A 24968-nucleotide genomic window follows, 5' to 3' on the forward strand; every position below is an offset into this window, starting at 1 on the left:
AAGGAAATCATTATATATGGCACGCATTATTGTAGTTACATCTGGTAAAGGGGGCGTTGGCAAGACCACGTCAAGCGCGGCCATCGCAACGGGTTTAGCGCAAAAAGGTAAGAAAACCGTGGTTATCGATTTCGATATCGGTTTGCGTAACCTCGATTTAATCATGGGCTGTGAACGCCGCGTAGTCTATGACTTTGTTAACGTTATTCAGGGAGATGCCACCCTCAACCAGGCGTTAATCAAAGATAAACGGACGGAAAATCTGTTTATTCTTCCCGCATCACAAACCCGTGATAAAGATGCCCTTACCTATGAGGGGGTTGAAAAAGTACTGGATGAACTGTCGACGATGGCGTTCGACTTTGTGGTCTGTGATTCACCGGCAGGCATCGAGGCCGGAGCCTTAATGGCCCTCTATTTTGCCGACGAAGCGGTGATTACGACCAACCCTGAAGTTTCTTCTGTACGTGACTCCGACCGGATTCTGGGTATTATCGCCTCGAAATCACGCCGTGCCGAAAAAGGTCAGGATCCGGTAAAAGAACATTTACTGCTTACCCGCTATAACCCCGGACGTGTCAGCCGCGGAGATATGTTAAGCATGGAAGATGTACTGGAAATACTGCGCATTCCACTGGTGGGAGTTATCCCGGAAGACCAGTCGGTATTACGTGCGTCCAACCAGGGTGAGCCTGTTATTCTGGACACCGTTTCAGATGCGGGCAAAGCCTACGCTGACACCGTCGATCGCTTACTCGGCGAAGAACGTCCCTTCCGCTTTATTGAAGAAGAGAAGAAGGGTTTCCTAAAACGCCTGTTCGGGGGATAAGCCATGGCATTACTTGATTTCTTTTTATCCCGTAAGAAAAATACTGCAAATATCGCCAAAGAAAGATTACAAATTATTGTTGCTGAACGTCGTCGTGGTGATAGTGAACCCCACTACCTGCCACAACTGAAGCGCGATATTCTGGAAGTGATTTGCAAATATGTAAAAATTGATCCGGATATGGTTACCGTACAACTGGATCAAAAAGGAGAGGACATTTCCATTCTTGAGCTGAACGTTACCTTACCGGAAGCTGAAGAAGCGGCGAAATGATCCTGCACCGCCGACAGTAATGCCGCCTGATAAAGCGGCATTCGTCTGCGGATTATTTACCGTCAATAATGGCGGTAATTTCCTGCCCCATCAGTTCTCCCCGCCAGCCTTTAAGTAACTCAGGCGTTTTGCTACGGGGCTTTATATGCCAGTGTTCACTAAGTACCTGGTTAATTTGCCGGCGTGAAGCCAGCAATTCCTGGCTGAAACCACTGCGTTCGCTGATGGTTTTAATGCAGCTTTTCAGCTCCTTAAACAGCGTTTTATATCCCGGGCAGTCAATCAGGTTTTTTATTGGCGCAGGCAGCTGATCTTCTGCGATATCCTGAGCCTCTGCTACCAGCCGGAGCAGTGTCTGGCCATGAAAACGAATTTCCGGCCCGGCCAGTCCCAGCTGCTGAAGTTCACCGAGGGAGCCCGGTAAGTAGCGCGCCACCTTCCACAGGTTTTCTTCTTTTACTACAAAGTTAACTGCCATATCTTTGCGACGCGCATAATCCAGACGCCATTCGGCCAGTTTCTGCAGAGCTGCCAGCTGACGCGGGCGTAATTGCCATGCCTGACTGATTTCACACCAGGCTTGTGCGGCAGGTTGAATATCCTTACGCCGTTCGCACAGCATTGCACATTCACTTAACGCTTTATCCAGCACCTGCTGATCTCTGGCCTGCTGATGTAACTGACCGGCAATCGGCAGCAAATAGCCAACATCTGCCGCCGCATACTCACACTGACGTTCGGTGAGCGGCCTGGCAAGCCAGTCGGTTCGCGATTCACTTTTATCCAGCTCAACCCCGGTAAACTGTGCAACCATCGCCGCAAAGCCCAGTGACATAGGGTAACCAAGAAACGCTGCCAGAATCTGAGTATCAACCATCGGTGACGGTAATACGGAAAAACGGTTCAGGAATACCTCTAAATCTTCACCGCCCGCATGCAGATATTTAATCACTCCGCTATCGGTTAACAACGTAATAAAAGGTTGCCAGTCGGTAATATGCAGCGGGTCAATCAATGTCAGTGTCTGACCATCAAATAACTGAATCAGGCCTAATTGCGGGTAGTAAGTACGGGTACGGACAAACTCCGTATCCAGTGCAACAGCATCATGTTCAAGGGCGGCCTGGCAGACCACCGCCAGTTGTTGGTCGGTGTCGATAAGTTGATAATTCAAAACAGCATTCTCTCTTACTGTGGAAATTCTTCACAGCGATGACAAAAACAAAAACGCCGGTCAGCCCGGCGTTTACATATAAAGATGCCAGCATAATCCTCAGGGATCAGCAATGACACCACTACGAAGTTCACGACGTAAAATTTTCCCGATATTACTTTTCGGCAGCGCATCACAAAACTCGATCTGCCGCGGAATTTTATAGCCTGTCAGATTTTTACGACAATGGTCAAGTAACTCTTCACGGGTGAGGGATTTATCTCTGGCGACCACAAACGCTTTGACTGCTTCACCGGTCTTGTCACTGGGTACGCTGATCACCGCCGCCTCGGCGACTTTATCCAGAGACAGAATCACCGCTTCAACCTCACAGGGGTAAACGTTAAACCCGGAGACCAGAATCATATCTTTTTTTCGGTCAACGACCCGGATAAAGCCCTGCTGGTCAGCAGTCACAATATCGCCGCTACGCAGCCAGCCATCGCTGAATACTGCCGCCGTTTCTGCCGGCTGGTTCCAGTAGCCTGCCATTACCTGCGGTCCTTTAATTAGCAGCTCTCCGCGTTCGCTCTGCCCCCGTTCATTACCCTGTTCATCAACAATTTTAATCTCTGTTGAAGGCACAGGAATGCCCACACTGCCGGTATGTTCCCTGCTGTTACAGGGGTTGACCGCCACCAGCGGGGAGCATTCTGTCAGTCCATAACCTTCCAGCAGGTAATTACCGGTCAGCGCATGCCATTGTTCTGCCACACTGCGGGTCACGGACATTCCTCCCCCGACCGTGAGTTTCAGGGAAGAAAAATTCAGCTTTCTGAAATCCGTACTGGCCAGCAAAGTATCAAATAAGGTGTTTACTCCGGAAATTGCCGTAAAACGGTAACGACTGAGGGTTTTAATCATTCTTCGGGTATCAAGCGGATTGGTAACTAACAGATTACAGCCCCCTTTTTCAAGGAATAACAGGCAATTCACAGTCAACGCAAAAATATGGTACAGCGGTAATGCAGTAACAATCATCTCTTCACCGGATACCAGTACCCCGCCATACATGGCTTTTATCTGTTCCAGATTCGCCTGCAGGTTACGGTGTGTCAGCATTGCGCCTTTTGCCCGTCCGGTGGTACCGCCGGTATACTGCAATAAAGCAACATCATGGGGATGTAGCTCAGGGCGATGATAAGTCAGCGACTGACCACGCTGAAGGCAGTGCCGGTAGCTGCGGGCATCCGGCAAAAATCCGCCCGGCCGGTACCCTTTGATAAACCTGACCGCCAGATTCACCAGGCTGCGCTTTGGCCAGCGGAGCCCGTCACCCGGCGATGTCACTATGATATGTCTGAGCCGCGTATCCGCCATCACCTGCTGTAAGGTGGCAACAAAGCTGCTGATAATAACAATAACTTCAGCACCGCTGTCAGCCAGCTGATGGCGCAATTCTGCAGGCTTATAGCGCGGATTAACGTTGACCACGATCATCCCGGCCCGCAGCGCCCCGAATAGCGCCACCGGAAACTGTAAGGTATTCGGTAACATCAGCGCCAGCCGGGTCCCTTTCGCCAGTTTCAGTGCCTGTTGCAGATAAGCGGCGAAAGCACGGCTTTGCTGTTCCAGCTGCCGGAACGTCAGGGTCTGTCCCATACTGATATAGGCAGGTTTATGGTTGTAGCGCTGGACTGACTGTTCAAAAACATCAAGTAATGACTGACAATGATCAGCATTAATCTCCGGTAACACATTATCAGGGTAATGTGCTAACCAGGGTTTCTTCCGTGTATCCGCCTGTAAGGCCATGGTAATCCCTCGCCATTGTTCAATGAGACTGACGTGCCCGATAGTCACTGTACGGGATATCCGCCACCCTCTGTATGATCCGGAAAATCCGCAGTAATCCGGACTGCGGGCTTTCCGGTCAGCTTTCTGCTATTCGGTCAGATAAGTCTGTACCGGTGCAGGACCCGGGTTATAAAACCCCCACCAGGGGTTTCCGCCCGGGTATCCATGCCGGTAATGCCCCGGCCCCGGGCCATACCCTATCCAGGGGTCTATTGGCATCGGCGGGGTCATTACCTGACTGGCCAGTCGCCAGCGCTGATAGCCGGTGACATTAATGACCAGAAAATCATAACTGGCCTGGCCTATTTTTCCTTTCTCCGTACCGCGGATATTCCCCAGTACCGTCAGATACTGGTTATTGAAATCAACCGGGTCAACAAAGCCGTTAATATCGGCATAAATTCGGCCAACAGTGGCTGATCCCAGTACTGGCCGGGCGCTGTCATCCAGAGGCTGTACGGCCAGCTCGATACGGGTCAGACCGTTTCGGTTGATCACCTGAACCACTTTGCCGCCAAACCGTGATTCCTGGCCGGTGTATAACTGCGGGGCATTCATAACCTGTGACAGGTTCTGCTGTGGCTGAGGTGAAATACCACGAATACTCTGAGGCACGGTGACGCATCCGGCCAGCAATAACACGGACATCAGCATAAGTGCCGGACATCCCTTACTCAAACTAAACATAGTAATCTCCTGAATATTACAGGGTCAGACAGCACAAATTATCACCGGTTGCAGCCAAACCTTATCTGCCCGGTAATTTTTTCCATGTCACTTCATTACGTAAATAGACAGGTTCAATCGCGGCGACATCAGATAATGCGCCTTTACGCCACTGATTAATCGCCAGCGGCAGCATGTCTGCTGCGCACGGCAGTTCTGCGTCGCTGGCCGTCAGTTGCAGGCAATGCTCCTGTTGCAGTTGCGGGTAAGCCTGCCAGCCTGTCCCGGCAGTCACCCATGCCCCCGATAACTGTTGCATACGCTGTTGCGCTTGCTGCGGACTGAGCACCTGCTCAGTTTCACTGCCCTGCCATTCTCCCTGAGCATCACGCTGATACTCGGCCCAGTAAACTTCACCCATCCGTGCATCAATCGCCGTCAGCACCCGGCTTGCCTGCTGGCCACGCCAGGCGCCTTCGGCGAGGGTAGCAAGGGTCGATACCCCAATCATCGGTAAATCGGCCCCCAGAGCCAGTCCCTGTGCAATGCCGATACCGATACGTACCCCGGTAAAACTGCCCGGACCACGGCAAAAAACCAGCGCATCCAGATCGGTCAGTGTCAGTTGCTGACCTTCCAGTAACTCAGAGACCAGCGGCAAAATTCTGCGTGTATGGTCACGCGGAGCGATCTCAAAACGGGCATCCTGCTGTTGCTGATTAAAAATAGCCGCCGAACAGGCTTCTGTAGCCGTGTCCAGGGCGAGTAACTTAAGTTTTGAGATATCTTGCATAATTTTTTGTAATTAATAAAAGTGAAGTCTTAACCTGCCGCACAGTCACGCGCCAGCAGTCCGTTTTCATTGTCTGTTGCCTATCCGCAACAGACAGTATAATTGTCATTGCGCTGACAAATGAACGTTATTCGCAATAAAATGCTAGCGGGACAGCGTCCGCCCGGCCCTGATAAACTGCTCAGCCGCCCCTAAATCGCGGGTACGCGGGCAATCCGGCAGGCTATTGATAAACAATGCCCCGTAAGGCCGTGAAACCAAACGCATATCACAGATTACCAACACACCACGATCAGTTTCATCACGAATTAACCGGCCTGCCCCCTGTTTCAGAGCGATCACCGCATCAGGCAGCTGCACTTCATCAAAAGGATCGGCACCCCGGTGCCGGGCGTCTTCCATACGGGCTTTCAGCAGCGGGTCTTCCGGTGACGTAAAAGGCAGTTTATCGATAATCACCAGCGATAACGCATCCCCCCGGACATCCACCCCTTCCCAGAAACTGCTGGTTGCCACCAGTAAGGCATTACCGGCCTCAATAAACTGCTGTAAAATTTGTCCTTTGCTGGTTTCACCCTGCAATAATACCGGTAATGTCAGCACCTGGCGGAACTCCGCGGCCAGTTCGCGCATCATCTGATACGAGGTGCAAAGAAAGAAACAACGTCCCTGATTAGCTTCAATTAAGGGGGCCAGCATTTTCACCAGTTGCTTCGCTACCCCCGGCCGCCGGGTCTCCGGCAGGTTACGTGGCACGCACAATAAGGCCTGGCGGGCATAATCGAACGGGCTGTTGAGGATCATCTGCCTGGCACCGTTAACCCCGAGCCGCCCGGCGAAATGGTCCATTTTGCCATTTACCGCTAAAGTCGCAGAGGTAAAGATCCACGAGGCTTTTCTCGCATCGACGACTTCACGGAACCTTTCAGCCACCGATAAGGGCGTCAGGGCCAGGGTGAAATGACGGGATGAACATTCATACCAGTAGCTGAAACCAGGCTGATCCGTATTACTGATACGTTTCAGGCGTGTCCGGTATTGAGCCGCCCTTTCAAAAGCCGCATCCAGCAGCGCAGAACGCCCCAGCGACAGCTTTATCACGTCGTAACACAGCTCCAGGGCATCATCCAGCAGCACCAGCATCCGCGCCACATTTTGCTGCTGTAATAATTCCCGTAAATTACCGCGAAACCCCGGGTCGCCAAGGATCATCCGGAAATCCTGGCTGGCCTGAGACAGCCGGTCGGCCGCCTTTTGCAACTGTTGCATATCGCGGACCTCAGTACGGTAGGCAATAATGATATCTTTTGCCAGGTCCTGCAGTTGCCGGCCGGAAATCTGCTGCCCGAAATACTGGCTGGCAATATCCGGTAGCTGATGGGCTTCATCAAAAATCATGACGTCTGCATCCGGAATCAGCTCAGCAAAACCACTTTCCTTCACCACCAAATCCGCCAGAAACAGGTGATGGTTAACCACCACAATGTCTGAATCCATAGCCCGTTTACGGGCTTTAACCACAAAACAGTCGTTATAACGCGGACAATCGCTGCCCAGACAGTTATCGTTGGTACTGGTCACCAGCGGCCACAACGGGCTGTCCTCAGCAACAGTGCCGCAATGACTGATATCCCCGTCCACGGTCGCTGATGACCAGCCACGGACACTGACCAGGTCAGTCAGCGACTGAACCGGTAAATCACCGCCGGACAGGTTCTGCTGATCCATACGTTCCAGACACAGGTAATTGGCACGGCCTTTGAGGATTGCCGTTTTACCGGTAAATGCCAGTGCCTTAACAATAGCGGGTAAATCACGACTATAGAGCTGATCCTGCAGCGCTCTGGAGCCCGTGGAGACAATGACTTTTTTGCCCGAACGTAATGCCGGGACCAGATAGGCATAGGTTTTTCCGGTGCCGGTGCCAGCTTCCACCACCAGCTCACTGCCGTCTTCTATTGCCTGTTCCACCGCCAGGGCCATCTGCCGCTGTGCTTCACGTGGCCGGAAGCCACGGATAGCATGGGTCAGTACCCCGCCGGGGGAAAAATCATCACTCACATCGCCTCCGGAATTACATTAAACGGGCTGATTATGTCAGTAATCTGCCACAGGGACTACCGGGGATGACATATTCCCCCTGATATGGCAGGCTGAGGGCCGAAAAATTAAAGGAGCAAGTCATGACTATCACCCGAATCGATCCTGAGCACCGCATGTCAGAAGCTGTGGTTTACCAGCAAACGGTCTACTATACCAGCGTCCCTGAAAACCTCGACGGCGATGCCCTTGCTCAGACCGCCGATGCACTGGCAGTGATTGACAAATTACTGGCCCGCGTCGGCTCAGACAAAAGTAAAATTCTTGATGCCACCATTTTTCTGACCGATAAAGCCGATTTTGAGGCAATGAATCAGGCATGGGATGCGTGGGTATCACCGGATAATGCACCGGTGCGCTGCACGGTACTGGCAGGACTGATGCATCCGAAATATAAAGTGGAAATTAAAATTATCGCCGCACTGTAATCGCCGGGCGATTACTCTTCGTCTTCATCTTCGTCATCTTCATCTTCAAAACGTGCCAGGCTCTGTCCGCCCTGGTGCGTTTCACGAATTTCGGCCGCAACTACGCCGATAGCTTCACCGCTCGACATACCTTCAGCAATCAGCTGATGGATACGCTCTACCGCCTGTTGCTGCTGCTCGCGGGAAAGTGCCGGTAATCCATTAAACATATCAACCTCTGTCAGCCAGCCAGCGACCTTCTGTTGCAGAGAAGATAACTGGTGTCAGTAATAAAAAAATATGTCAGGCTTAGCGCCAAATTCCCGCTATTGCCTGACGTTTATGACTCTGAAAACACTTTCTCTGGAATATTCACCCACTGCCATCAATCACTGGTTCTCGCCGATTGCGGATCAGCCCTGGGCGATGTTACTGAGTTCTGCAGCCGCCGAGCATCGCGATAATCGCTTTGATATATTGAGTGCTGCTCCGCTGACCACTCTGACCACCCATGGTCCGGAGACAAAAATTACCGAGCAGGGCCATTGCCGGGTATCAGGGGATGACCCGCTGACACTGGTGCAACAGGCGCTGGAACAACTGCCTGCAGTAACGACCCCGGACGCCGGGCTGCCTTTCTGCGGCGGAGCGCTCGGTCTGTTCGGTTATGATTTAGGCCGGCGTTTTGAACGCCTTCCGCAGCAGGCAACCCGTGATTTGTCTACCGCCGATATGGCCGTCGGTATCTATGACTGGGCCATGATAGCAGATCATCAACAACAACGCCTTACTCTGGTCAGCCTCGGGGATGTCCGGCAACGCCTGCACTGGCTTCAGCAACAGCAGGCCGCGCCGCGGGCACCGTTCAGACTGTTATCTGACTGGAAAAGTAATCTGTCATATCTTCAGTATCAGCAGTGCTTCGCCAGGGTACATGACTATATCCGTGCCGGAGACTGTTACCAGATCAACCTGGCACAACGTTTTCAGGCCGCATACCAGGGCTGTGAGTGGCAGGCCTTTGAATACTTAAGCCAGCAAAACCGTGCGCCCTTCAGTGCATTTCTGCGGTTAGAGGACAGTTGCCTGCTGAGCCTGTCCCCGGAGCGTTTTCTGCAGGTCAGCGACCGTCGCGTAGAAACCCGTCCGATTAAAGGAACCCGTCCGCGGATGGACGACCCGCAGGCAGATCAACAGCAGGCACAGCAACTGGCAACCGCGGAAAAAGATCGCGCCGAGAATCTGATGATCGTTGACCTGCTACGTAATGATATTGGCCGGGTGGCCGAACCGGGCAGTGTCAATGTACCGGAACTTTTTGTGGTTGAACCTTTTCCTGCGGTTCACCATCTGGTCAGCACCATCCGCGGCACATTACCCGCCACCACCAGCAACACCGACCTGTTACGGGCCTGTTTCCCCGGTGGCTCGATTACCGGAGCCCCGAAAATCCGTGCCATGGAAATCATTGATGAACTGGAACCTCACCGGCGTAATGCCTGGTGTGGCAGTATTGGTTATCTGAGCCGCTGCGGGAGAATGGACACCAATATCACCATCCGTACCCTGATCGCCGAACAACAACAACTGTATTGTACCGCAGGTGGCGGCATTGTTGCCGACAGTGTTATGCAGGACGAATACCAGGAAACACTGCATAAGCTGCAACGGATCCTGCCGGCACTGAAAACATTATCGGCCATCAGCACTGATGAATATTGAACAGTTTCGTCAGCGTTTCCTGTTACAGCTTCCCCCGCGAAGTCAGTCGGACAGCGCCGGGGGCCGCGAGGCCGCGGTGCTGTTACCGGTCATTGCCAGGCAAGTACCGGCTTTACTGCTGACCCGCCGCGCCGATCACCTGCGTCATCACCCGGGCCAGGTTGCCTTTCCGGGAGGTAAACGCGACCCTGGTGACCGTCATTTATACGACACCGTATTACGTGAAACCTCCGAAGAGCTGGGACTGAGCAGAGAAAATATAGAGATAATCGGTCAGTTACCCGCAGTCAGCAGCCAGACAGGATTCAGAGTGACCCCATTTGTTGCTATCCTGCCCGCAGACCTGCCGATAACACTTGACGCCGGTGAAGTTGCCGGGGTGTTCGAAATCCCGTTACTGCCCTGGTTGCACAGCCGCCATTTTTCTTCTCTGAATGTCATCCGCCGTGGCCAGCCCGCAGAAATCTGGTTCTCCGGTTATCAGCCGCATGTTATCTGGGGAATGACCGCGGGTATACTCCGCGATTTTGGCCGGCAAATACTCGGTAAATAGTCCCCTCGTTCTGCGGAGCAAGTGGTAATATATATTAATACAGATATTTACAACGGTGACGGCGATCAGGCCGGTGCTTCAGTAAGCATACCGTTTTTTTATTGCGCTGCAGATGGTTAGTACGGGAGTTTTGGTTGTGATAAGTGTCTTCGACATGTTCAAAATAGGTATTGGCCCTTCAAGTTCTCATACGGTAGGGCCGATGAAAGCTGGCAAACAGTTCGTCGATACACTGATAGCCGAAGAAAAATTATATCAGACCACCCGTATCGCAGTGGATGTTTATGGCTCCCTGTCCCTGACCGGTCATGGTCACCATACGGATATCGCTATTATTATGGGCCTCTCCGGGGCGGCCCCGGATACGGTAGATATTGATGCTATCCCGGCTTTTGTCGCCGATGTTAATCAGCGTCAGCGTTTGCTGATCGCCGGCGGGCTGCACGAAGTGGATTTCCCCCGTGAAGGAGGCATGGTCTTCCGCAGCGATAATTTGCCATTACATGAAAATGGCCTGACCCTGACCGCCTGGAACGAAGACTACTGTCTGCTGAAAAAAACCTATTATTCGGTCGGTGGCGGTTTTATTGTCGATGAACAGCAATTTGGCCAGTCGACGTTAGAGAATGTACAGGTGCCCTATGCTTTTAATTCAGCCAAAGAACTGTTGTCCGGTTGCCATACTACCGGGCTTTCCGTGTCAGGGCTGGTGATGAAGAATGAGCTGGCAGTACATAGCCGTGACGATATCAGTCATTACTTTGCCAGCGTCTGGCAGACAATGCAGGCCTGTATTGACCGGGGATTAAATACCGAAGGCGTACTGCCGGGACCGTTGCGGGTACCACGACGTGCCGCAGCCTTGCGCCGGTTACTCATCTCGGGCAGCAAAAACTCAACCGACCCGATGAACGTTATTGACTGGGTGAATATGTTCGCCCTGGCGGTTAACGAAGAAAACGCCGCCGGAGGTCGCGTCGTTACGGCACCGACCAACGGCGCCTGCGGCATTATCCCGGCGGTACTTTCCTACTATGATCAGTTTATCTCACCGGTCAATAACGAAGTGGCATTGCGTTACTTTCTGGCCTCCGGGGCTATTGGTATTCTGTATAAAATGAATGCCTCAATTTCCGGGGCAGAGGTTGGCTGCCAGGGCGAAGTCGGGGTCGCCTGTTCAATGGCCGCCGCCGGTCTGGCTGAACTTTCGGGGGCCAGTCCTGAACAAGTCTGCGTCGCCGCAGAAATCGGTATGGAGCATAATCTGGGACTGACCTGCGACCCGGTCGCTGGTCAGGTCCAGGTCCCCTGTATCGAACGTAATGCTATCGCCTCGGTGAAAGCGATTAATGCCGCACGTATGGCTTTACGGAGGACCAGTGAGCCAAGAGTATCCCTGGATAAGGTTATTGAGACAATGTATGAAACAGGGAAAGATATGAACGCCAAATATCGCGAAACATCACGTGGCGGACTGGCAATAAAAGTACAGTGTGACTGACCAGCAGTAACATCCTCCCCGCGGTAACGCCGCGGGGAGGACAGATTATCCGGCGTCCTGATCGTGGTTCTGCGGGTCACGGGTAATCCGGACCAAATCAATACGGTAATCCGTGGCCCGGACGATGGTAAAGTGCAGGTCGTTAATGTCTATCACTTCTCCGGTCTGCGGGATCTGGCCTTTCTGGCTGATTAACCGCCCCGCCAGTGACGCATGATCTTCTCCGGATTCAACCAGATAATGCACATCAAACAACTGTTCAAGCGAGTGCAGATCGGTTCCCCCTTTTACCAGCCAGCCATCACCGTCCGGGATAATATCCGGGGTTTCATCTTCGTCCGGGAACTCACCGGCGATCGCCTCCAGTACATCCAGCGGGGTCACTAACCCCTGCACGACGCCAAACTCATTACTGACGATAACACAGCTCCCTTTCGCTCGCCGCAAAACACCCAGCAGATTAATAGGATCAAGGGTTTCCGGTACAATAATTGCCGGCGTCGCTGCCGCAAACTGCCCGATATCAACCCCGTGATCGAGGGCGACCAGCAATTCTTTCGCGCGAACTACCCCGATAATTTCATCCAGTTCACCACGGCTGACCGGGAACAGGCTGTGGGGAGTATCCAGTAATTGCTGACGAATATCGTCAATCGGACTTTCGGCATTAACCCAGGAAATTTCACCACGGGGAGTCATCAGACTGCGGATAGAACGCGATGCCAGGGTAAGAACCCCGTTAATCATATAGCGTTCTTCATCTTTAAACGATTCGGTAACAGGCAGACTTATTTCAGCCGGAGTACTGGTCACTGGCTGAGCGTGGGTTTGCCGCCCGCCCATCAGCCGCAGGATAACTTCCGCAGTCCGTTCGCGCATTGGCCGGCGTGCCTGATGACGTATAAAATTACGACGGGCTATCTGGTTAAACATTTCAATCACTATCGAGAAACCAATAGCTGCGTACAGATATCCCTTCGGAATATGGAAACCAAATCCTTCAGCCACCAGGCTCAGACCAATCATCAGCAGGAAACTGAGGCACAGAACGACGACTGTCGGATGTGCATTGACAAACTTTGTCAGCGGCTTTGAGGCCAGTAACATCAGCCCCATGGCTATCACAACGGCGGTCATCATAATCCACAGGTGGCTGACCATTCCCACCGCTGTCACCACCGCATCCAGAGAGAAGACCGCATCCAGCACCACTATCTGGGCTACCACGGCCCAGAAGCTGGCATAACTTTTATTGCCTTCTTCTGATTCCGGCATATTTTCCAGCCGTTCGTGCAGTTCCGTCGTGGCCTTAAATAACAGAAAGATTCCCCCTGCCAGCATAATTAAGTCTCTGCCGGAGAAACCAAAATCCCCGAGATAAAACAGAGGCCGGGTCAGCGTGACCATCCATGAAATTAATGACAGCAAACCAAGGCGTAATACCAGGGCCATGCTCAGGCCAATCACCCTCGCCTTATCACGTTGCCGTGGTGGCAATTTATCGGCCAGAATGGCAATAAAGACCAGGTTGTCGATGCCCAGTACAATTTCAAGAACAATCAGTGTCAGTAACCCAGCCCAGACAGAAGGGTCCATAAATATTTCCATTAATGGCTCTCCGCTGGAAAAAATACCGGAACAACACCTTGCCAGCGGATTAACGCCGGTGTGGCTGAAAAAGCGGTGAAACTACAGGGGATGATAAATGATCTGCCGGGGTTGCACAGCAACTCAGGAAAGACTGAACGGCGTCGGTGACGATCCATAAACCGGGCTAAGCCCATTACTCCTTAAAATTAATACAGAAGTTTACTTTATCAGTTACAGCCACGCCGTCAAAAAGAATTTTTACATTTACAAACTGAATAACATTACTATACGTTCAGAGTGGCTTACGCTGCCATAACCGCAGACAGAAGTCAGCAGCACAGTGGAAATTATCGCTGTCTGCCAGAGTCTGCCAGACCTCAGGAGAAGCACGCCACGCAAAAGGCGTCATCTGCAATAGTGCTGTTGCTGCATCAGCATCGAGTGTCATCGGGTAATTCAGACGTTGTTCTTTCACGGCCACAAACTCTGCCAGCGGATGTTCACGATCTTCATGTAACTGTACTTCGGAATAAATAAGTGCTTTCAATTGCTGCAGATGCCGTGGCCCGGGAGTCACTGTGAGTAAATACCCTCCCGGCATAATCGTCCTTGCCAGCTCTTCATCTTTACACGGGGCATAAATGCGTAATACGGCAGACAGACTGTGGTCGGCAAAAGGCAGCCGGTAACTGGATGCCACGCAAAACCGGATATTTTTATAGCGCTTAGCCGCAGATTTGATTGCCACTCTGGCCACATCCAGCCCGAACACAGCCGCATCAGGGCGTGTTCCGAAATGCCGGGCGATATCGGCCGTGTAATACCCTTCTCCGCAACCAATATCGAGGATCTGTACATCCGGTTGTGGCAGATGTTCTGCCAGCACCTTTGTGACTGCCTGCTGCATTGGCTGGTAATGCCCTTGCTCCAGAAAGCAGCGCCTGGCCTGCATCATTTCCGGGCTGTCTCCCGGCGTCTTCGAGCCTTTATGCTGCACCGGCAAAAGATTAACGTACCCTTCTTTAGCCTGGTCAAAATGATGATTACTGGCACAATGCCAGCCACCGTTCTGCTGTTGCAGCAGCTGATGACATAAAGGACAAATATACACCTGAGATTACCCCGTTAAAAAAAACAGCGGGCAGTGTACCTGTTCACTGGCGGAGTCTAAAGTAAAAAACCCCGCTCAGAGAGCGGGGTTTCGAAATTCTTTATTTCAGGAGTCTGTCCTGAAAAAGATATTCGCTTATCAGATAGCAGTAACGTTAACTGCTGCAGGACCTTTCTGACCGTCCTGAATTTCGAATTCTACGTTCTGGCCTTCAGCCAGAGTTTTGAAACCATTACCCTGGATTGCAGAGAAGTGTACGAACACATCTTTGCTGCCGTCAGCAGGAGTAATGAAACCAAAACCTTTAGACTCGTTGAACCACTTAACCTGACCTTTAATCTTTGCCATTTTGCAAATTCCTTTAAATGTTTATTTTGCCCGAAGGCTGTGTTACAGAAAAACGCGGGACTTACTGAATGAGGCACTAATATCAGGTTCGGCAAAGGAAGCAGTTCTAACGATAACGTCTTTACTCATCTCTTCTCTACTGAAAATGCCATACATAAACAGAATCGTACCTCGATTAATCTATGAATTGTTATTACATATCCCATAATTAATGGCAAGCCATTTTTAATACCTTAGTGATACAGAACGCATAATTATTGATGTAAAACACGCTTTAATCACCGTGAACGCCCCGCCGCCACAGGAGGCGTACAAAAAAACAGCCATAAACCCTTAATAACTCTCAGCAACCTTTAATGGGCAAAAAGTGCTAACTGTCATCAGTGAATGTTCAATTTTATAAATATATTTACCGGTTAACGGACCCTTCACAGATAAAAATAAAACCACGTTAATCGCCATATCAAATTCAGTGACTGTATAATTATAATAACAGTACATGACAGAAATAATACCGCGATAAAACTGTCAGCCACGGTTATATTTTTTTATTATGATGTCAGAACAAAAATAACTAACCAGATACTGTCAGTCTCTCAAAACAGCTTGCCGTTATTCTCTGTGTAATACCGGCGCGCAGAATTGAGGCCGGATAATTTACCGGCCGGCTGACCGTGTGCGGTGACGGCTACAACATCGTACTTTACCGGGATCACGCGGATAATGAGCATCCCCGGCGAGTCAGCGTTCAGGGACAAACTTCATATAGCCATTTTCTTCCGTTTCCCGGAAAAGGGATTCTTCTGTCGGGGACCCGGTAATTTCGGCCTCCGGCGGAGTATGCAGTGTGACTAACTGTTTAAGTAACGCATTCTGCTTTTTTTGTTCACGCAAAAGAGCTTCAAGGAGATGTACCTGTTCATTAGCCCGGACACTGGCACGGTTAACAAAAAACCAGATAATGAGGGCAAAAATAACTGCTGCGGCAATCAGCACCGGTAACAGAAATGGCCCTTCCCCCAATGAAAAATCGTTCATACCTATGCCTCAATACACCCGAATTACTGACTAAAAATATAAACGCTGATTCTACTCCGGGAAACAGAAATGATCATCCGTTGTCAGGTGCCTGCGCGCGGTTTGCCACAGAAATATTTCAGTTATCTCTGATCCCTTTCTGCAAACAGTTACCGCATGCTGACGCAGTAGCACAACGATTACCTTAAACACAGAGGTGAAAACATATGATAGTACGCAGTGTCTTAGTGTTGACTATTATCTGGCTGGGGATGCTGCTCAGTGGCTACGGGGTACTGACAGGCAGTCAAAAAATTGCGGCAGGATTAGGATTACGTTGCCAGTATCTGACGGCAAAAGGGCTTACCGTCTCTCATTACCTTCAGTCAGACAGCGGTGTCATCGGTAAATCCAGTTGTCCGTGGATAGAGCCGGGAGAGACTCCGGCTGACTATCAGAGCAATCCACTGGCAAGGGACTAGTCCGCCGGTAAGTCCGGCGGACAGCTCAGGATTACTTCAGGTAATCACCGCGGCGTAAAGCCTCTATACGCTTATCCAGCGGCGGATGAGACATAAATAACTCACTCAGAGATTTACCTTTTCCGTTAATGCAAAAGGCCATCATATTGCCAGGTTCCTGAGGCTCATAGCTGGTCTTCAGCCGCTGTAATGCCGCAATCATTTTCTCACGGCCTACCAGCTTCGCTGAACCGGCATCAGCATGGAATTCACGATGGCGCGAAAACCACATAGTAATAATGCTCGCCAGAATACCAAACACCAGCTCCAGCACTGTAGCAACAGCAAAATAGACTAAAGGATTACCGTTACTGTTTTCCTCGCTGTCGCGATCAGATGACAGGAAGCCTGCTGCGAGCTGCGCAATGATCCGCGAAATAAAAATAACAAAGGTGTTAACAATTCCCTGGATCAGCGTCATGGTCACCATGTCACCGTTAGCCACGTGGCTTATTTCGTGGGCCAGTACCGCCTCGGCTTCATCACGGTTCATATTCTGTAACAGTCCGGTTGATACCGCGACCAGCGATGCATTACGCCTTGCACCGGTGGCAAAAGCATTGATGTCAGGTGCATGGTAGATAGCCACCTGGGGCATCGCAATACCAGCCTGGCGGGCTTGTTGTGCCACCGTCGACATCAGCCAGTTTTCGGTTTCGTTGCGCGGCTGTTGAATAACCTCTCCCCCCACCGAACGTAATGCCATCCATTTGGACATCAGCAGCGAGACAAATGCACCGCCAAAGCCAAACAGACCCGCCATGATCATCAGCCCCTGGACACTGCTGGAACGAATGCCGGTCAGGCTAAGAATCAGACCAAACACCAGCATTACTGCAAGGTTAGTCAGTAAGAAAAGAGCTATACGCATCATAGACGTTTATTATCCTCATTTTTAACGCAGGTTTCTGCCACATATCCTATGTCCATTACACCGGTTTTCAAGAGTGCAACCGCACGGAACCCTTGAAAAGACATAACTTTACACTGATAACGACATATCGCAGCACTCCTCCGGCAATTCCTGACATAATAACGCTGTTATTTTCAGCAGCAGAATTACCGGCAAAAAAAAACACCGGATAACCGGTGCTTTTTATAAAGACACTGCCTTATTTTGCAGGGGCTGGCTGCGTTGCTTCCAGCTGAGCAAGATCATTGGCTATATCAACCGCCTCATCCAGATACGGATCTGGCGCTTTATAGTCTTTAGGCAGCTGATCGAGGCTGGTTAAGGTCTTTTTACCTTCAGCCTGCAGGCGTGCATTAATTCTGTCCAGACGCAGGCTGTCATCCTGTTTATTTTCTTTCTCGCGCTCAGCGTAGTTCAGGGAAACGATATCAATTTTATCTTTCATCGCATCGAAACGTTTCATATCCTGAAGGATATACTGGAACTCACGATCTTTGGCGATTCTGGCGTCATGTTCAGCCAGTAATTTCGGCAGATACTCTTTGATATCCCCGGTTTTATGGTAAGACGCGGCCGGTATACTGTCCCATGGCAACGCATTATCTTCAAACTTCTCACCGGTTTTCACTGCTTCAACCCCGGTAGGCATCAGCAGATCAGGGGTTACCCCTTTCAGCTGAGTACTGCCGCCGTTTATGCGGTAGAATTTCTGAATAGTGTATTGCACCGACCCCAGTGGCGGCCAGTCAGGACGCAGCATCTGGTCATAAATACGGTTCAGAGAACGGTATTGCTGAACCGTCCCTTTACCAAAGGTTGGTTCACCGACAATTAATGCCCTGCCATAATCCTGCATCGCGGCCGCGAAAATTTCTGACGCCGAAGCACTAAAGCGATCCACCAATACCACCAGCGGACCTTTATAGTAAACAATTCCGTCTGTATCACTGTCCTGACGAATTTTACCGGTATTATCGCGGACCTGCACCACCGGCCCGGAAGGAATAAATAGTCCGGAAAGAGACACAGCCTCAGTCAGAGCTCCGCCACCGTTGGTTCTCAAATCAATAACAATACTGTCAACATGCTGTTTTTCCAGCTTTTGTAGCTGTACTTTAACATCATCCGTCAGGCCGACATAGAAGCCGGGAATATCCAGCACACCGACTTTATGGGTGCCGACCTGATGTACCGACATCTGTACGGCACGATCTTCGAGGCGGATCTTTTCTCGCGTCAGAGTAATAATGCGTGTCTTACTGCCCTTACCGGCCGGCAGAATTTCCAGACGGACACGGCTGCCTTTCGGGCCTTTAATTTTTTCGACCACATCATCAAGACGCCAGCCGATAATGTCTTCAATCGGTTTACCTGGCTGCCCGACCCCGACAATTCTGTCACCGACTGACAGCAATTTACTGCGCGCCGCAGGGCCACCGGCAACCATAGAGTTAATCACTACATAGTCATCATCGGACTGTAACACCGCACCAATGCCTTCCAGAGACAGACTCATCTCCGTATTAAACTGCTCGGTATTACGTGGTGATAAATAGTTGGTATGCGGATCAATCTGATGTGCAAAGGCGTTCATCGCCAGCTGGAAAACATCTTCGCTATTGGTCTGCGCCAGACGCCGGATAGCGAAATTATAGCGTTTGGTCAGGATGTCCCTGATTTCTGCCTCGGTTTTTCCCGTCAGTTTCAGGTTCAGCTCATCAAATCTGACTTTAGCATCCCACAGTTTGTCCAGCTCCGCGGTTGATGTTGGCCAGGGAGCTTTACTGCGGTCAAGATTGATGGTTTCGTTTGTCGTGAAATCCATCGGGCGTTTCAGAACGTCCAGCGCATACTGATAGCGTTCAAAACGACGTTTCTGAGAGAGATTGAACAGGTCATAAAAAACATCCAGTTTACCGCTTTTCAGCTCATCACCCACCGTTGCCGCCTGATCTGAATACTTCGCAATATCAGAGGCCAGCAATACATTATGGTTGTAATCGAGCATATTCAGATAACGGTCGAAGATTTTCTTCGAAAAATCACTGTTCAGATCAATCTGCCGGTAATGGGACTGAGTGAAGCGGGTGGTTACCCGTTCACTGACAGTGACCTGCTGCGGTTCTTCATGCAGAACCGGAATTTGATCTTCGCGGGTAATAGTATCTGCCGCAAATGCCTGGCCTGCAAACAGCAGGCCGGCAATGATATTCAGCTTAAAAAAGGTGTTCATGCCCTGGTCACTCTCCGTTTCAGAACTGCAAGTGTTCTGCGCGTACTATCATTGCCATGCCGGATGAAAGCTGAACCCGAACACCCTCTTTAGATACTTCAAGCACCGTTGCATCCATTGCATTTTGTCCGGCTTTAACTCTAATCGCCTGACCTGTCTGCAATAAAGACGTATCTGTCACCGGCTGGCGAGGCGCAGAATCTGTCTGCGGGCTGCGCTTGCTGGCAGATTTGCTGGCATTGTTGCGAGGTTTACGCGGGGTATCGTCAGACGCGGGTTTACGCGGGGCAGCTTTACGCGGTTTACGTTGTTCGGTCGCCTCTTCTCCGGCTTCCGCTTTACGCGCACGCTGCTGAGCACGGTGAGCCTGTACTCTGGCTTTCGCCTCTTCCAACTGCTTACGGGCATGTTCAACGTGCTGCTCATCCAGTACACCACACGCATTACCATCGAGGTCTACACGGGTTGCGCCGGCCTTAATGCCATGCAGGTAACGCCAGCTGGAGGTATACAAACGCAACGCTGAACGTAACCGGGTTTTACTGATATTTGAATCGCCAGGTACACGTTCAACGATATCCTGAAAAATACCAATTTTCAGGGGCTTTGCTTCACCTTCAGTGCAAAAACACTGAGGGAATTGCTCTGCCAGGAAGGCGATAACTTCTTTACTGCTATTCAACTTAGGTTGATTTTCCATGAAATTTCCTGATTACAACGGTTTTGCCGACCAAAGAAGGCATGAACAGGCGCCATTATAATGACAACGTTGCTAAATGCTATGCATCCTGTCAATTAGCTGCCGTTATGTTGCAAAAATCTTTCAATTTTTGTCTCAGACAAGGCGGCAGACAGGGTTTCGGTCAAAATGCGCAAACCTTTTTCGTCTTCAGCATCAAAACGATCATAGGCGATACTGTCAATATCCAGCACACCAATAACCTTTCCGTTAACAGCTACAGGTAATACGATTTCTGAATTACTGGCTGCATCACAGGCAATATGTCCGGCAAAGGCATGAACATCTGCAACCCGTTGCACGGTATTTTCTGCAACAGCTGTACCGCAAACACCACGACCAACAGGAATTCGCACACAGGCTATTTTGCCCTGAAACGGCCCGAGGACCAGTGTATCCGGTTCGGTCAGTAAATAAAAACCGGCCCAGTTAACTTCAGATAACCGCTCAAATAATAACGCACTGCAATTACCCATCACTGCCAGAAATGAGCTTTCAGCAGCAATTAATGCCGCGAAATCACGGTTAAGCTCATCATAAAATGCTTGTTTGCTCATACACCAACCATATACATTAACAAAATATTATCGTCTTCCATGCAGTCTGCATAGCACGAAAACATACACAGACATAATGAATCAACCGCAGAGTTACTATACTCTTAGTGACTCGTTGTCCGGGACATCTCTTCATTATCGTCAGCAGAAATATAGCAGACATGCGCTGAGAACATTCAGGATTTTATGCTGCCAGACCGACTAACCATTAATTTCTTTTATGATAATTAACAAAATTCACCCGCTATTATTACATAAGGGCACCCACAGATGCCCGCAGTGTGATGCGGTTTTTTCTCTGCCGCCACTCAAATCGCACGAAACAGCGTATTGTCCGCGCTGCATGGCAAAGATAGAAAGCGGCAGGGAATGGTCATTACTGCAGCTGGCAGTGATTGCACTGCTGATGCTTATCCTGATGCCATTAGCCTTCGGTCTGCCATTAATCCGTATTCACTTATTAGGGATGGAGATTAACGCCAGCCTGTTCGAAGGTATCTTTCAGATAGTTGCTCAGGGTGATGTACTGACCGCCGCGATGGTGACCTTCGGCGCGGCAGGTGCGCCTCTGACACTGGTTCTGGCGATACTTTATCTGGTTATCGGCCACTGGCTGGGAATGAACCTGCGGCCGGTACTGCTGATGCTGGATAAGCTAAAAGAATGGGTAATGCTGGATATCTACCTGGTCGGCATTGCGGTCGCGGCAATCAAAGTACAGGATTACGCGTCACTGGATGCCGGAAATGGTCTGCTGGCATTTATTACCCTGACAGTGCTCAGCCTGCTGGTACTGATTAACCTGAATGTCGGCAAATTATGGCAGGCCTTTTATCCGCAGCCCGTCACCGGGATCGCCGCAGATAAGATAATGATCTGTCTGCACTGTCACTTCAGCGGTCTGCCTGACAGCAGGGGCCGCTGCCGGCGTTGTCATGTGCCCTTGTCCCGGCGGATACCCGCCAGCCTGCAAAAAACATGGGCCGCACTGATAGCATCAGTGATGTTACTTATCCCGGCCAACCTATTACCGATATCCGTTATTTACCTGAACGGTGCCCGCCAGCAGGACACTATTTTCTCCGGTATTCTGTCCCTTGGTTCAGGCAACATTCCGGTGGCGATAGTGGTATTTATTGCCAGTATTCTGGTACCGTTCAGCAAAGTACTGATTATGCTGTCCCTGCTGCTAAGTATTCATTTCCGCTGTGTTCAGGGGCTGAAGACCAGAATCCGCTTGCTGCGTGCAATAAAGTGGATCGGCCGCTGGTCGATGCTGGATTTATTTGTTATTTCGCTGACGATGTCACTGGTTAACCGTGACCAGTTATTAGCTTTCACCATGGGACCGGCTGCATTCTATTTCGGTTCCGCCGTAATCCTGACGATACTCGCTGCCGAATGGCTGGACAGTCGTTTACTCTGGGATGCATATGCAACAGGAAACACCGAATATGCCGATTAGACCGGCGCTGACAAAAAAGCGCAAGATTTCCCCTTTTTGGCTACTGCCACTGGTCGCGTTACTGATCACCGGCGGGTTACTGTGGCAAAATTACCAGCAACGGGGAACCACCATTACCATTAACTTTCAGACTGCCGACGGCATCGTCCCCGGGCGGACCCCTATCCGTTATCAGGGGGTACAAATCGGTACTGTTGAAGGCATTGTGCTGAGTGATGATTACCGGACCATCCGTATTAAAGCCAGTATCAAAAATGAGATGAAGCCGGCACTGCGTGAAAACACCCAGTTCTGGCTGGTGACACCTCAGGCCTCTCTGGCCGGTGTTTCAGGTCTTGATGCCCTGGTCGGCGGTAACTATATCTCCATGATGCCGGGCAACGGCAACCCGCAGGACAGCTTCACAGCTCTGGACTCTCAGCCAAAATATAACACCAACACGTCCGGGTTAATGTTGCACCTGAATGCGCCGGATCTCGGCTCGCTTTCGACGGGCTCTCTGGTCTATTACCGCAAGGTTCCTGTCGGTAAAGTGTATAACTACAGTGTGAATAGTGATAACCGTGGTGTGGTTATCGATGTTTTAATCGAGCGCCGCTACAGTTATCTGGTCAAAAAAGACAGTCGTTTCTGGAATGTGTCTGGAATTGATGCCCGTTTCGGCGCCGGCGGGGTGAATATCCGGATGGACAGCCTGCCTGCAATCATTAACGGTGCTATTGCCTTTGATTCTCCGTCAGCCAGTCAGGCGGCGGTGTCTGATGAAAATTATACCCTGTACCCGACTCTGGCAGAAAGTCACCGCGGGGTAAGTATTGCCCTTGACCTGCCTGACGGTAATAACCTGAGCGCCGGATCCACTCCACTGCTGTATCAGGGACTACAGGTCGGTACCCTGACCCGGTTAAACCTGACTGACCCGCAACATGTCAGCGGTGAATTAACCATTGACCCTTCAGTAACCGAACTGATGCGCACGCAGACACGTATCGAATTACACAGTCCGAAAATCACTTCCGCTGACGCGTCTCTGAGCAGCCTGTTAACCGGAAATACGCTGCAACTGATCCCCGGCGCAGGTGAACCCCGCAACCGCTTCACGGTTTATCCGGCGACCCGGACACTGATGTATACCCCGGGCAGCCTGAATCTGCAGTTAACTGCCGATGACAGTTACGGTATTGCTGCGGGCCAGCCGGTGATCCTGAATGGTGTTACCATCGGTACCGTCTCTGAACGGGAGCTGACCACTAATGGCGTGCGCTTTGTTATTTCGATTGCCGCGAATTATCGTCAGTTCGTCCATGCCAACAGTAAGTTTGTGGCAGACAGTCAGATTCGGGTCAATGTCAGCCCGGACGGTGTGCAGATGGTCGGAGCCAGCCCCGGAGAGTGGTTACAGGGCGGGATCCGCTTAATTGCGGGAGATAAAGGTGATCCTGCGCCCCGTTATCCGTTATACGCCGATGCAGAAAAAGCAGCACAAGGCATTACCGGGGATACCCCTGTTGCGACCCTGAACCTGACTGCACAAACCCTGCCGGATATTCAGACCGGATCGGTTGTACTGTACCGCCGTTTTCAGGTCGGGGAAATTGTCGCTGTCACTCCTCATGCAAACAATTTCACGGTAGCGGTCCATATCAACCCTGCTTACCGTCAGCTGGTCACCAAAGATAGCGTGTTCTGGGCAGAAGGCGGGGCTAAAGTACAGCTTAATGCCAGTGGTATCACGGTGCAGGCAACCCCGCTTAATCGCGCACTGAAAGGTGCGATAAGTTTCGATAATGTACAGGGAGTTGAACACTCGCCGGGTCAGAACCGGGTTCTCTATCCGACCGAGACCGCAGCCAAAGCTATCGGTAGCCAGATTACCCTGCAGACCTATGATGCCAGTAAACTGTCTGCCGGTATGCCTATCCGCTATCTCGGGATTACTGTGGGGCAGATAGAGTCCCTGTCACTCAATGCCGCCAATAATCAGGTCCTTGCCAAAGCGGTGCTCTACCCGGAATACGTCAACGACTTTGCCCGTACCGGCAGCCGTTTTTCCATTATTTCACCGGAGATTTCACCTGCCGGGGTGAATCACCTTGAGTCTATCTTACAGCCATACGTTAACGTTGATCCGGGGAAAGGCACCGCCAGCCGCAGTTTTGAACTTCAGCAGGCAACAATCACCGATTCGCGTTATCTGAATGGCAGGACCCTGTATGTCGATGCTCCGGAAGCCGGTTCACTGACCATAGGTACTCCGGTTCTGTTCCGTGGTGTTGAAGTCGGTACCGTCACCGGAACTTCTCTGGGGGCTCTGGCTGACCGGGTACAAATCGCCCTGCGCATCAGTCAGCGTTACCAGTATCTGGTCAGGAACAACTCGGTATTCTGGCTGGCTTCAGGGTATTCACTGAACTTTGGCTTGATCGGCGGTGTAGTCAAAACCGGTACCTTCCAGCAATTTATCCGTGGCGGAATACAGTTTGCCACACCGCCGACAGTGCCTCTGGCTCCTGAAGCGGGTGCCGGTAAGCATTTTCTGTTACTTAATGAAGCGCCAAAAGACTGGCAGTCATGGGGCACCGCGATCTCCCGCTAAACCCGCACCACAGATAACGGGCAG

Annotated in this window: 24 protein-coding genes; 9 read left to right on the forward strand and 15 right to left on the reverse strand. The window is 51.0% G+C overall.

The features are described 5' to 3' along the window. Window positions 1–16: 16 nt before the first annotated feature. Both minD and minE read left to right on the forward strand, forming a co-directional pair. Window positions 17–829 carry a septum site-determining protein MinD gene (gene minD, locus JK216_RS01170; protein ID WP_212708269.1) on the forward strand — a complete coding sequence of 271 codons (813 nt, stop codon included), beginning with the start codon at window positions 17–19 and terminating at the stop codon, window positions 827–829. Between the two features lie 3 nt (window positions 830–832). Next, window positions 833–1102 carry a cell division topological specificity factor MinE gene (gene minE / locus JK216_RS01175; protein ID WP_212708268.1) on the forward strand — a complete coding sequence of 90 codons (270 nt, stop codon included), beginning with the start codon at window positions 833–835 and terminating at the stop codon, window positions 1100–1102. A 52-nt stretch (window positions 1103–1154) separates the two neighbouring features. On the opposite strand, the gene rnd is transcribed toward minE, so the two are convergent. The 5 genes from rnd to JK216_RS01200 all read right to left on the reverse strand — a co-directional run bounded on the left by rnd (window position 1155) and on the right by JK216_RS01200 (window position 7632). Then, window positions 1155–2276, reverse strand: coding sequence for a ribonuclease D (rnd, locus tag JK216_RS01180; RefSeq protein ID WP_212708267.1), 1122 nt, complete (start codon window positions 2274–2276; stop codon window positions 1155–1157). Between the two features lie 99 nt (window positions 2277–2375). Next, on the reverse strand, window positions 2376–4070 hold the full coding sequence (locus JK216_RS01185) for an AMP-binding protein (RefSeq protein ID WP_212711513.1): 1695 nt from the start codon (window positions 4068–4070) through the stop codon (window positions 2376–2378). A 129-nt stretch (window positions 4071–4199) separates the two neighbouring features. Beyond that, complete coding sequence (locus JK216_RS01190) at window positions 4200–4799, reverse strand: Slp family lipoprotein (protein WP_212711505.1); 600 nt, start codon at window positions 4797–4799, stop codon at window positions 4200–4202. A gap of 61 nt (window positions 4800–4860) precedes the next feature. Next, on the reverse strand, window positions 4861–5571 hold the full coding sequence (tsaB, locus tag JK216_RS01195) for a tRNA (adenosine(37)-N6)-threonylcarbamoyltransferase complex dimerization subunit type 1 TsaB (RefSeq protein WP_212711504.1): 711 nt from the start codon (window positions 5569–5571) through the stop codon (window positions 4861–4863). Between the two features lie 144 nt (window positions 5572–5715). Further along, a complete protein-coding gene (locus JK216_RS01200) occupies window positions 5716–7632 on the reverse strand; it encodes an ATP-dependent DNA helicase (RefSeq protein ID WP_212708264.1) in 1917 nt (638 codons plus the stop codon). Between the two features lie 122 nt (window positions 7633–7754). Between JK216_RS01200 and JK216_RS01205 the strand changes: the two genes are divergently transcribed. After that, on the forward strand, window positions 7755–8099 hold the full coding sequence (locus JK216_RS01205) for a RidA family protein (RefSeq protein ID WP_212708263.1): 345 nt from the start codon (window positions 7755–7757) through the stop codon (window positions 8097–8099). An 11-nt stretch (window positions 8100–8110) separates the two neighbouring features. On the opposite strand, the gene JK216_RS01210 is transcribed toward JK216_RS01205, so the two are convergent. Beyond that, window positions 8111–8308, reverse strand: a complete 198-nt coding sequence (locus JK216_RS01210) for a YoaH family protein (protein ID WP_212708262.1) — start codon at window positions 8306–8308, stop codon at window positions 8111–8113. Window positions 8309–8420: 112 nt separating this feature from the next. Here JK216_RS01210 and pabB point away from each other — a divergent pair, with 112 nt between their 5' ends. The 3 genes from pabB to JK216_RS01225 all read left to right on the forward strand — a co-directional run bounded on the left by pabB (window position 8421) and on the right by JK216_RS01225 (window position 11854). Next, window positions 8421–9800, forward strand: coding sequence for an aminodeoxychorismate synthase component 1 (gene pabB / locus JK216_RS01215; protein ID WP_212708300.1), 1380 nt, complete (start codon window positions 8421–8423; stop codon window positions 9798–9800). Further along, a complete protein-coding gene (locus JK216_RS01220; protein WP_212710228.1) occupies window positions 9790–10353 on the forward strand; it encodes a CoA pyrophosphatase in 564 nt (187 codons plus the stop codon). Before pabB ends, JK216_RS01220 begins: the two co-directional genes overlap by 11 nt. A 136-nt stretch (window positions 10354–10489) precedes the next feature. After that, window positions 10490–11854 (forward strand): L-serine ammonia-lyase, encoded by a 1365-nt coding sequence (locus tag JK216_RS01225; protein WP_212708260.1) that lies wholly within the window; start codon window positions 10490–10492, stop codon window positions 11852–11854. Between the two features lie 45 nt (window positions 11855–11899). On the opposite strand, the gene JK216_RS01230 is transcribed toward JK216_RS01225, so the two are convergent. The 5 genes from JK216_RS01230 to JK216_RS01250 all read right to left on the reverse strand — a co-directional run bounded on the left by JK216_RS01230 (window position 11900) and on the right by JK216_RS01250 (window position 15941). Beyond that, window positions 11900–13462, reverse strand: coding sequence for a TerC family protein (locus JK216_RS01230; protein WP_212708259.1), 1563 nt, complete (start codon window positions 13460–13462; stop codon window positions 11900–11902). Between the two features lie 274 nt (window positions 13463–13736). Beyond that, a complete protein-coding gene (gene rlmA, locus JK216_RS01235; RefSeq protein ID WP_212711503.1) occupies window positions 13737–14555 on the reverse strand; it encodes a 23S rRNA (guanine(745)-N(1))-methyltransferase in 819 nt (272 codons plus the stop codon). Window positions 14556–14693: 138 nt separating this feature from the next. Beyond that, a complete protein-coding gene (gene cspE, locus JK216_RS01240) occupies window positions 14694–14903 on the reverse strand; it encodes a transcription antiterminator/RNA stability regulator CspE (protein WP_001062678.1) in 210 nt (69 codons plus the stop codon). Window positions 14904–14945: 42 nt separating this feature from the next. Further along, complete coding sequence (locus JK216_RS16985; protein ID WP_343876709.1) at window positions 14946–15059, reverse strand: DUF2627 domain-containing protein; 114 nt, start codon at window positions 15057–15059, stop codon at window positions 14946–14948. 585 nt (window positions 15060–15644) lie between these two features. Continuing rightward, a complete protein-coding gene (locus JK216_RS01250) occupies window positions 15645–15941 on the reverse strand; it encodes a YebO family protein (RefSeq protein ID WP_212710229.1) in 297 nt (98 codons plus the stop codon). Between the two features lie 206 nt (window positions 15942–16147). Between JK216_RS01250 and JK216_RS01255 the strand changes: the two genes are divergently transcribed. Beyond that, entirely contained in the window at window positions 16148–16402 is a 255-nt protein-coding gene (locus tag JK216_RS01255; protein ID WP_212708256.1) for a YobH family protein, read from the forward strand. A 31-nt stretch (window positions 16403–16433) separates the two neighbouring features. Here JK216_RS01255 and htpX read toward each other — a convergent pair whose 3' ends face one another. The 4 genes from htpX to JK216_RS01275 form a co-directional block, all read right to left on the reverse strand. Beyond that, a complete protein-coding gene (htpX, locus tag JK216_RS01260; RefSeq protein ID WP_212708255.1) occupies window positions 16434–17315 on the reverse strand; it encodes a protease HtpX in 882 nt (293 codons plus the stop codon). 238 nt (window positions 17316–17553) lie between these two features. Continuing rightward, entirely contained in the window at window positions 17554–19587 is a 2034-nt protein-coding gene (prc, locus tag JK216_RS01265; protein ID WP_212708254.1) for a carboxy terminal-processing peptidase, read from the reverse strand. Window positions 19588–19606: 19 nt separating this feature from the next. Next, the gene (gene proQ / locus JK216_RS01270; protein ID WP_212711502.1) at window positions 19607–20287 is read right to left on the reverse strand and encodes an RNA chaperone ProQ; all 681 of its coding nucleotides are present in this window, start codon (window positions 20285–20287) and stop codon (window positions 19607–19609) included. A 95-nt stretch (window positions 20288–20382) separates the two neighbouring features. Next, a complete protein-coding gene (locus tag JK216_RS01275) occupies window positions 20383–20883 on the reverse strand; it encodes a GAF domain-containing protein (RefSeq protein ID WP_212708252.1) in 501 nt (166 codons plus the stop codon). A gap of 220 nt (window positions 20884–21103) precedes the next feature. Between JK216_RS01275 and yebS the strand changes: the two genes are divergently transcribed. Both yebS and JK216_RS01285 read left to right on the forward strand, forming a co-directional pair. After that, entirely contained in the window at window positions 21104–22348 is a 1245-nt protein-coding gene (yebS, locus tag JK216_RS01280) for a paraquat-inducible protein A (RefSeq protein ID WP_212708251.1), read from the forward strand. After that, on the forward strand, window positions 22317–24944 hold the full coding sequence (locus JK216_RS01285; RefSeq protein WP_212711501.1) for an MlaD family protein: 2628 nt from the start codon (window positions 22317–22319) through the stop codon (window positions 24942–24944). Before yebS ends, JK216_RS01285 begins: the two co-directional genes overlap by 32 nt. Window positions 24945–24968 lie beyond the last annotated feature (24 nt).

The organism is Tatumella sp. JGM94 (assembly GCF_018257595.1).
GTDB classification, from domain to species: domain Bacteria; phylum Pseudomonadota; class Gammaproteobacteria; order Enterobacterales; family Enterobacteriaceae; genus Tatumella; species Tatumella punctata.

Coding starts and splice junctions, on each gene's coding strand:
- JK216_RS01250 (WP_212710229.1), bottom strand. CDS start 15,941: ATGAACGATTTTTCATTGGGGGAAGGGCCATTTCTGTTACCGGTGCTG.
- tsaB (WP_212711504.1), bottom strand. CDS start 5,571: ATGCAAGATATCTCAAAACTTAAGTTACTCGCCCTGGACACGGCTACA.
- JK216_RS16985 (WP_343876709.1), bottom strand. CDS start 15,059: ATGTATGGCATTTTCAGTAGAGAAGAGATGAGTAAAGACGTTATCGTT.
- minE (WP_212708268.1), top strand. CDS start 833: ATGGCATTACTTGATTTCTTTTTATCCCGTAAGAAAAATACTGCAAAT.
- minD (WP_212708269.1), top strand. CDS start 17: ATGGCACGCATTATTGTAGTTACATCTGGTAAAGGGGGCGTTGGCAAG.
- prc (WP_212708254.1), bottom strand. CDS start 19,587: ATGAACACCTTTTTTAAGCTGAATATCATTGCCGGCCTGCTGTTTGCA.
- JK216_RS01210 (WP_212708262.1), bottom strand. CDS start 8,308: ATGTTTAATGGATTACCGGCACTTTCCCGCGAGCAGCAGCAACAGGCG.
- JK216_RS01285 (WP_212711501.1), top strand. CDS start 22,317: ATGCAACAGGAAACACCGAATATGCCGATTAGACCGGCGCTGACAAAA.
- pabB (WP_212708300.1), top strand. CDS start 8,421: ATGACTCTGAAAACACTTTCTCTGGAATATTCACCCACTGCCATCAAT.
- JK216_RS01185 (WP_212711513.1), bottom strand. CDS start 4,070: ATGGCCTTACAGGCGGATACACGGAAGAAACCCTGGTTAGCACATTAC.
- JK216_RS01255 (WP_212708256.1), top strand. CDS start 16,148: ATGATAGTACGCAGTGTCTTAGTGTTGACTATTATCTGGCTGGGGATG.
- JK216_RS01220 (WP_212710228.1), top strand. CDS start 9,790: ATGAATATTGAACAGTTTCGTCAGCGTTTCCTGTTACAGCTTCCCCCG.
- cspE (WP_001062678.1), bottom strand. CDS start 14,903: ATGGCAAAGATTAAAGGTCAGGTTAAGTGGTTCAACGAGTCTAAAGGT.
- proQ (WP_212711502.1), bottom strand. CDS start 20,287: ATGGAAAATCAACCTAAGTTGAATAGCAGTAAAGAAGTTATCGCCTTC.
- yebS (WP_212708251.1), top strand. CDS start 21,104: ATGATAATTAACAAAATTCACCCGCTATTATTACATAAGGGCACCCAC.
- htpX (WP_212708255.1), bottom strand. CDS start 17,315: ATGATGCGTATAGCTCTTTTCTTACTGACTAACCTTGCAGTAATGCTG.
- JK216_RS01230 (WP_212708259.1), bottom strand. CDS start 13,462: ATGGAAATATTTATGGACCCTTCTGTCTGGGCTGGGTTACTGACACTG.
- JK216_RS01205 (WP_212708263.1), top strand. CDS start 7,755: ATGACTATCACCCGAATCGATCCTGAGCACCGCATGTCAGAAGCTGTG.
- JK216_RS01275 (WP_212708252.1), bottom strand. CDS start 20,883: ATGAGCAAACAAGCATTTTATGATGAGCTTAACCGTGATTTCGCGGCA.
- JK216_RS01190 (WP_212711505.1), bottom strand. CDS start 4,799: ATGTTTAGTTTGAGTAAGGGATGTCCGGCACTTATGCTGATGTCCGTG.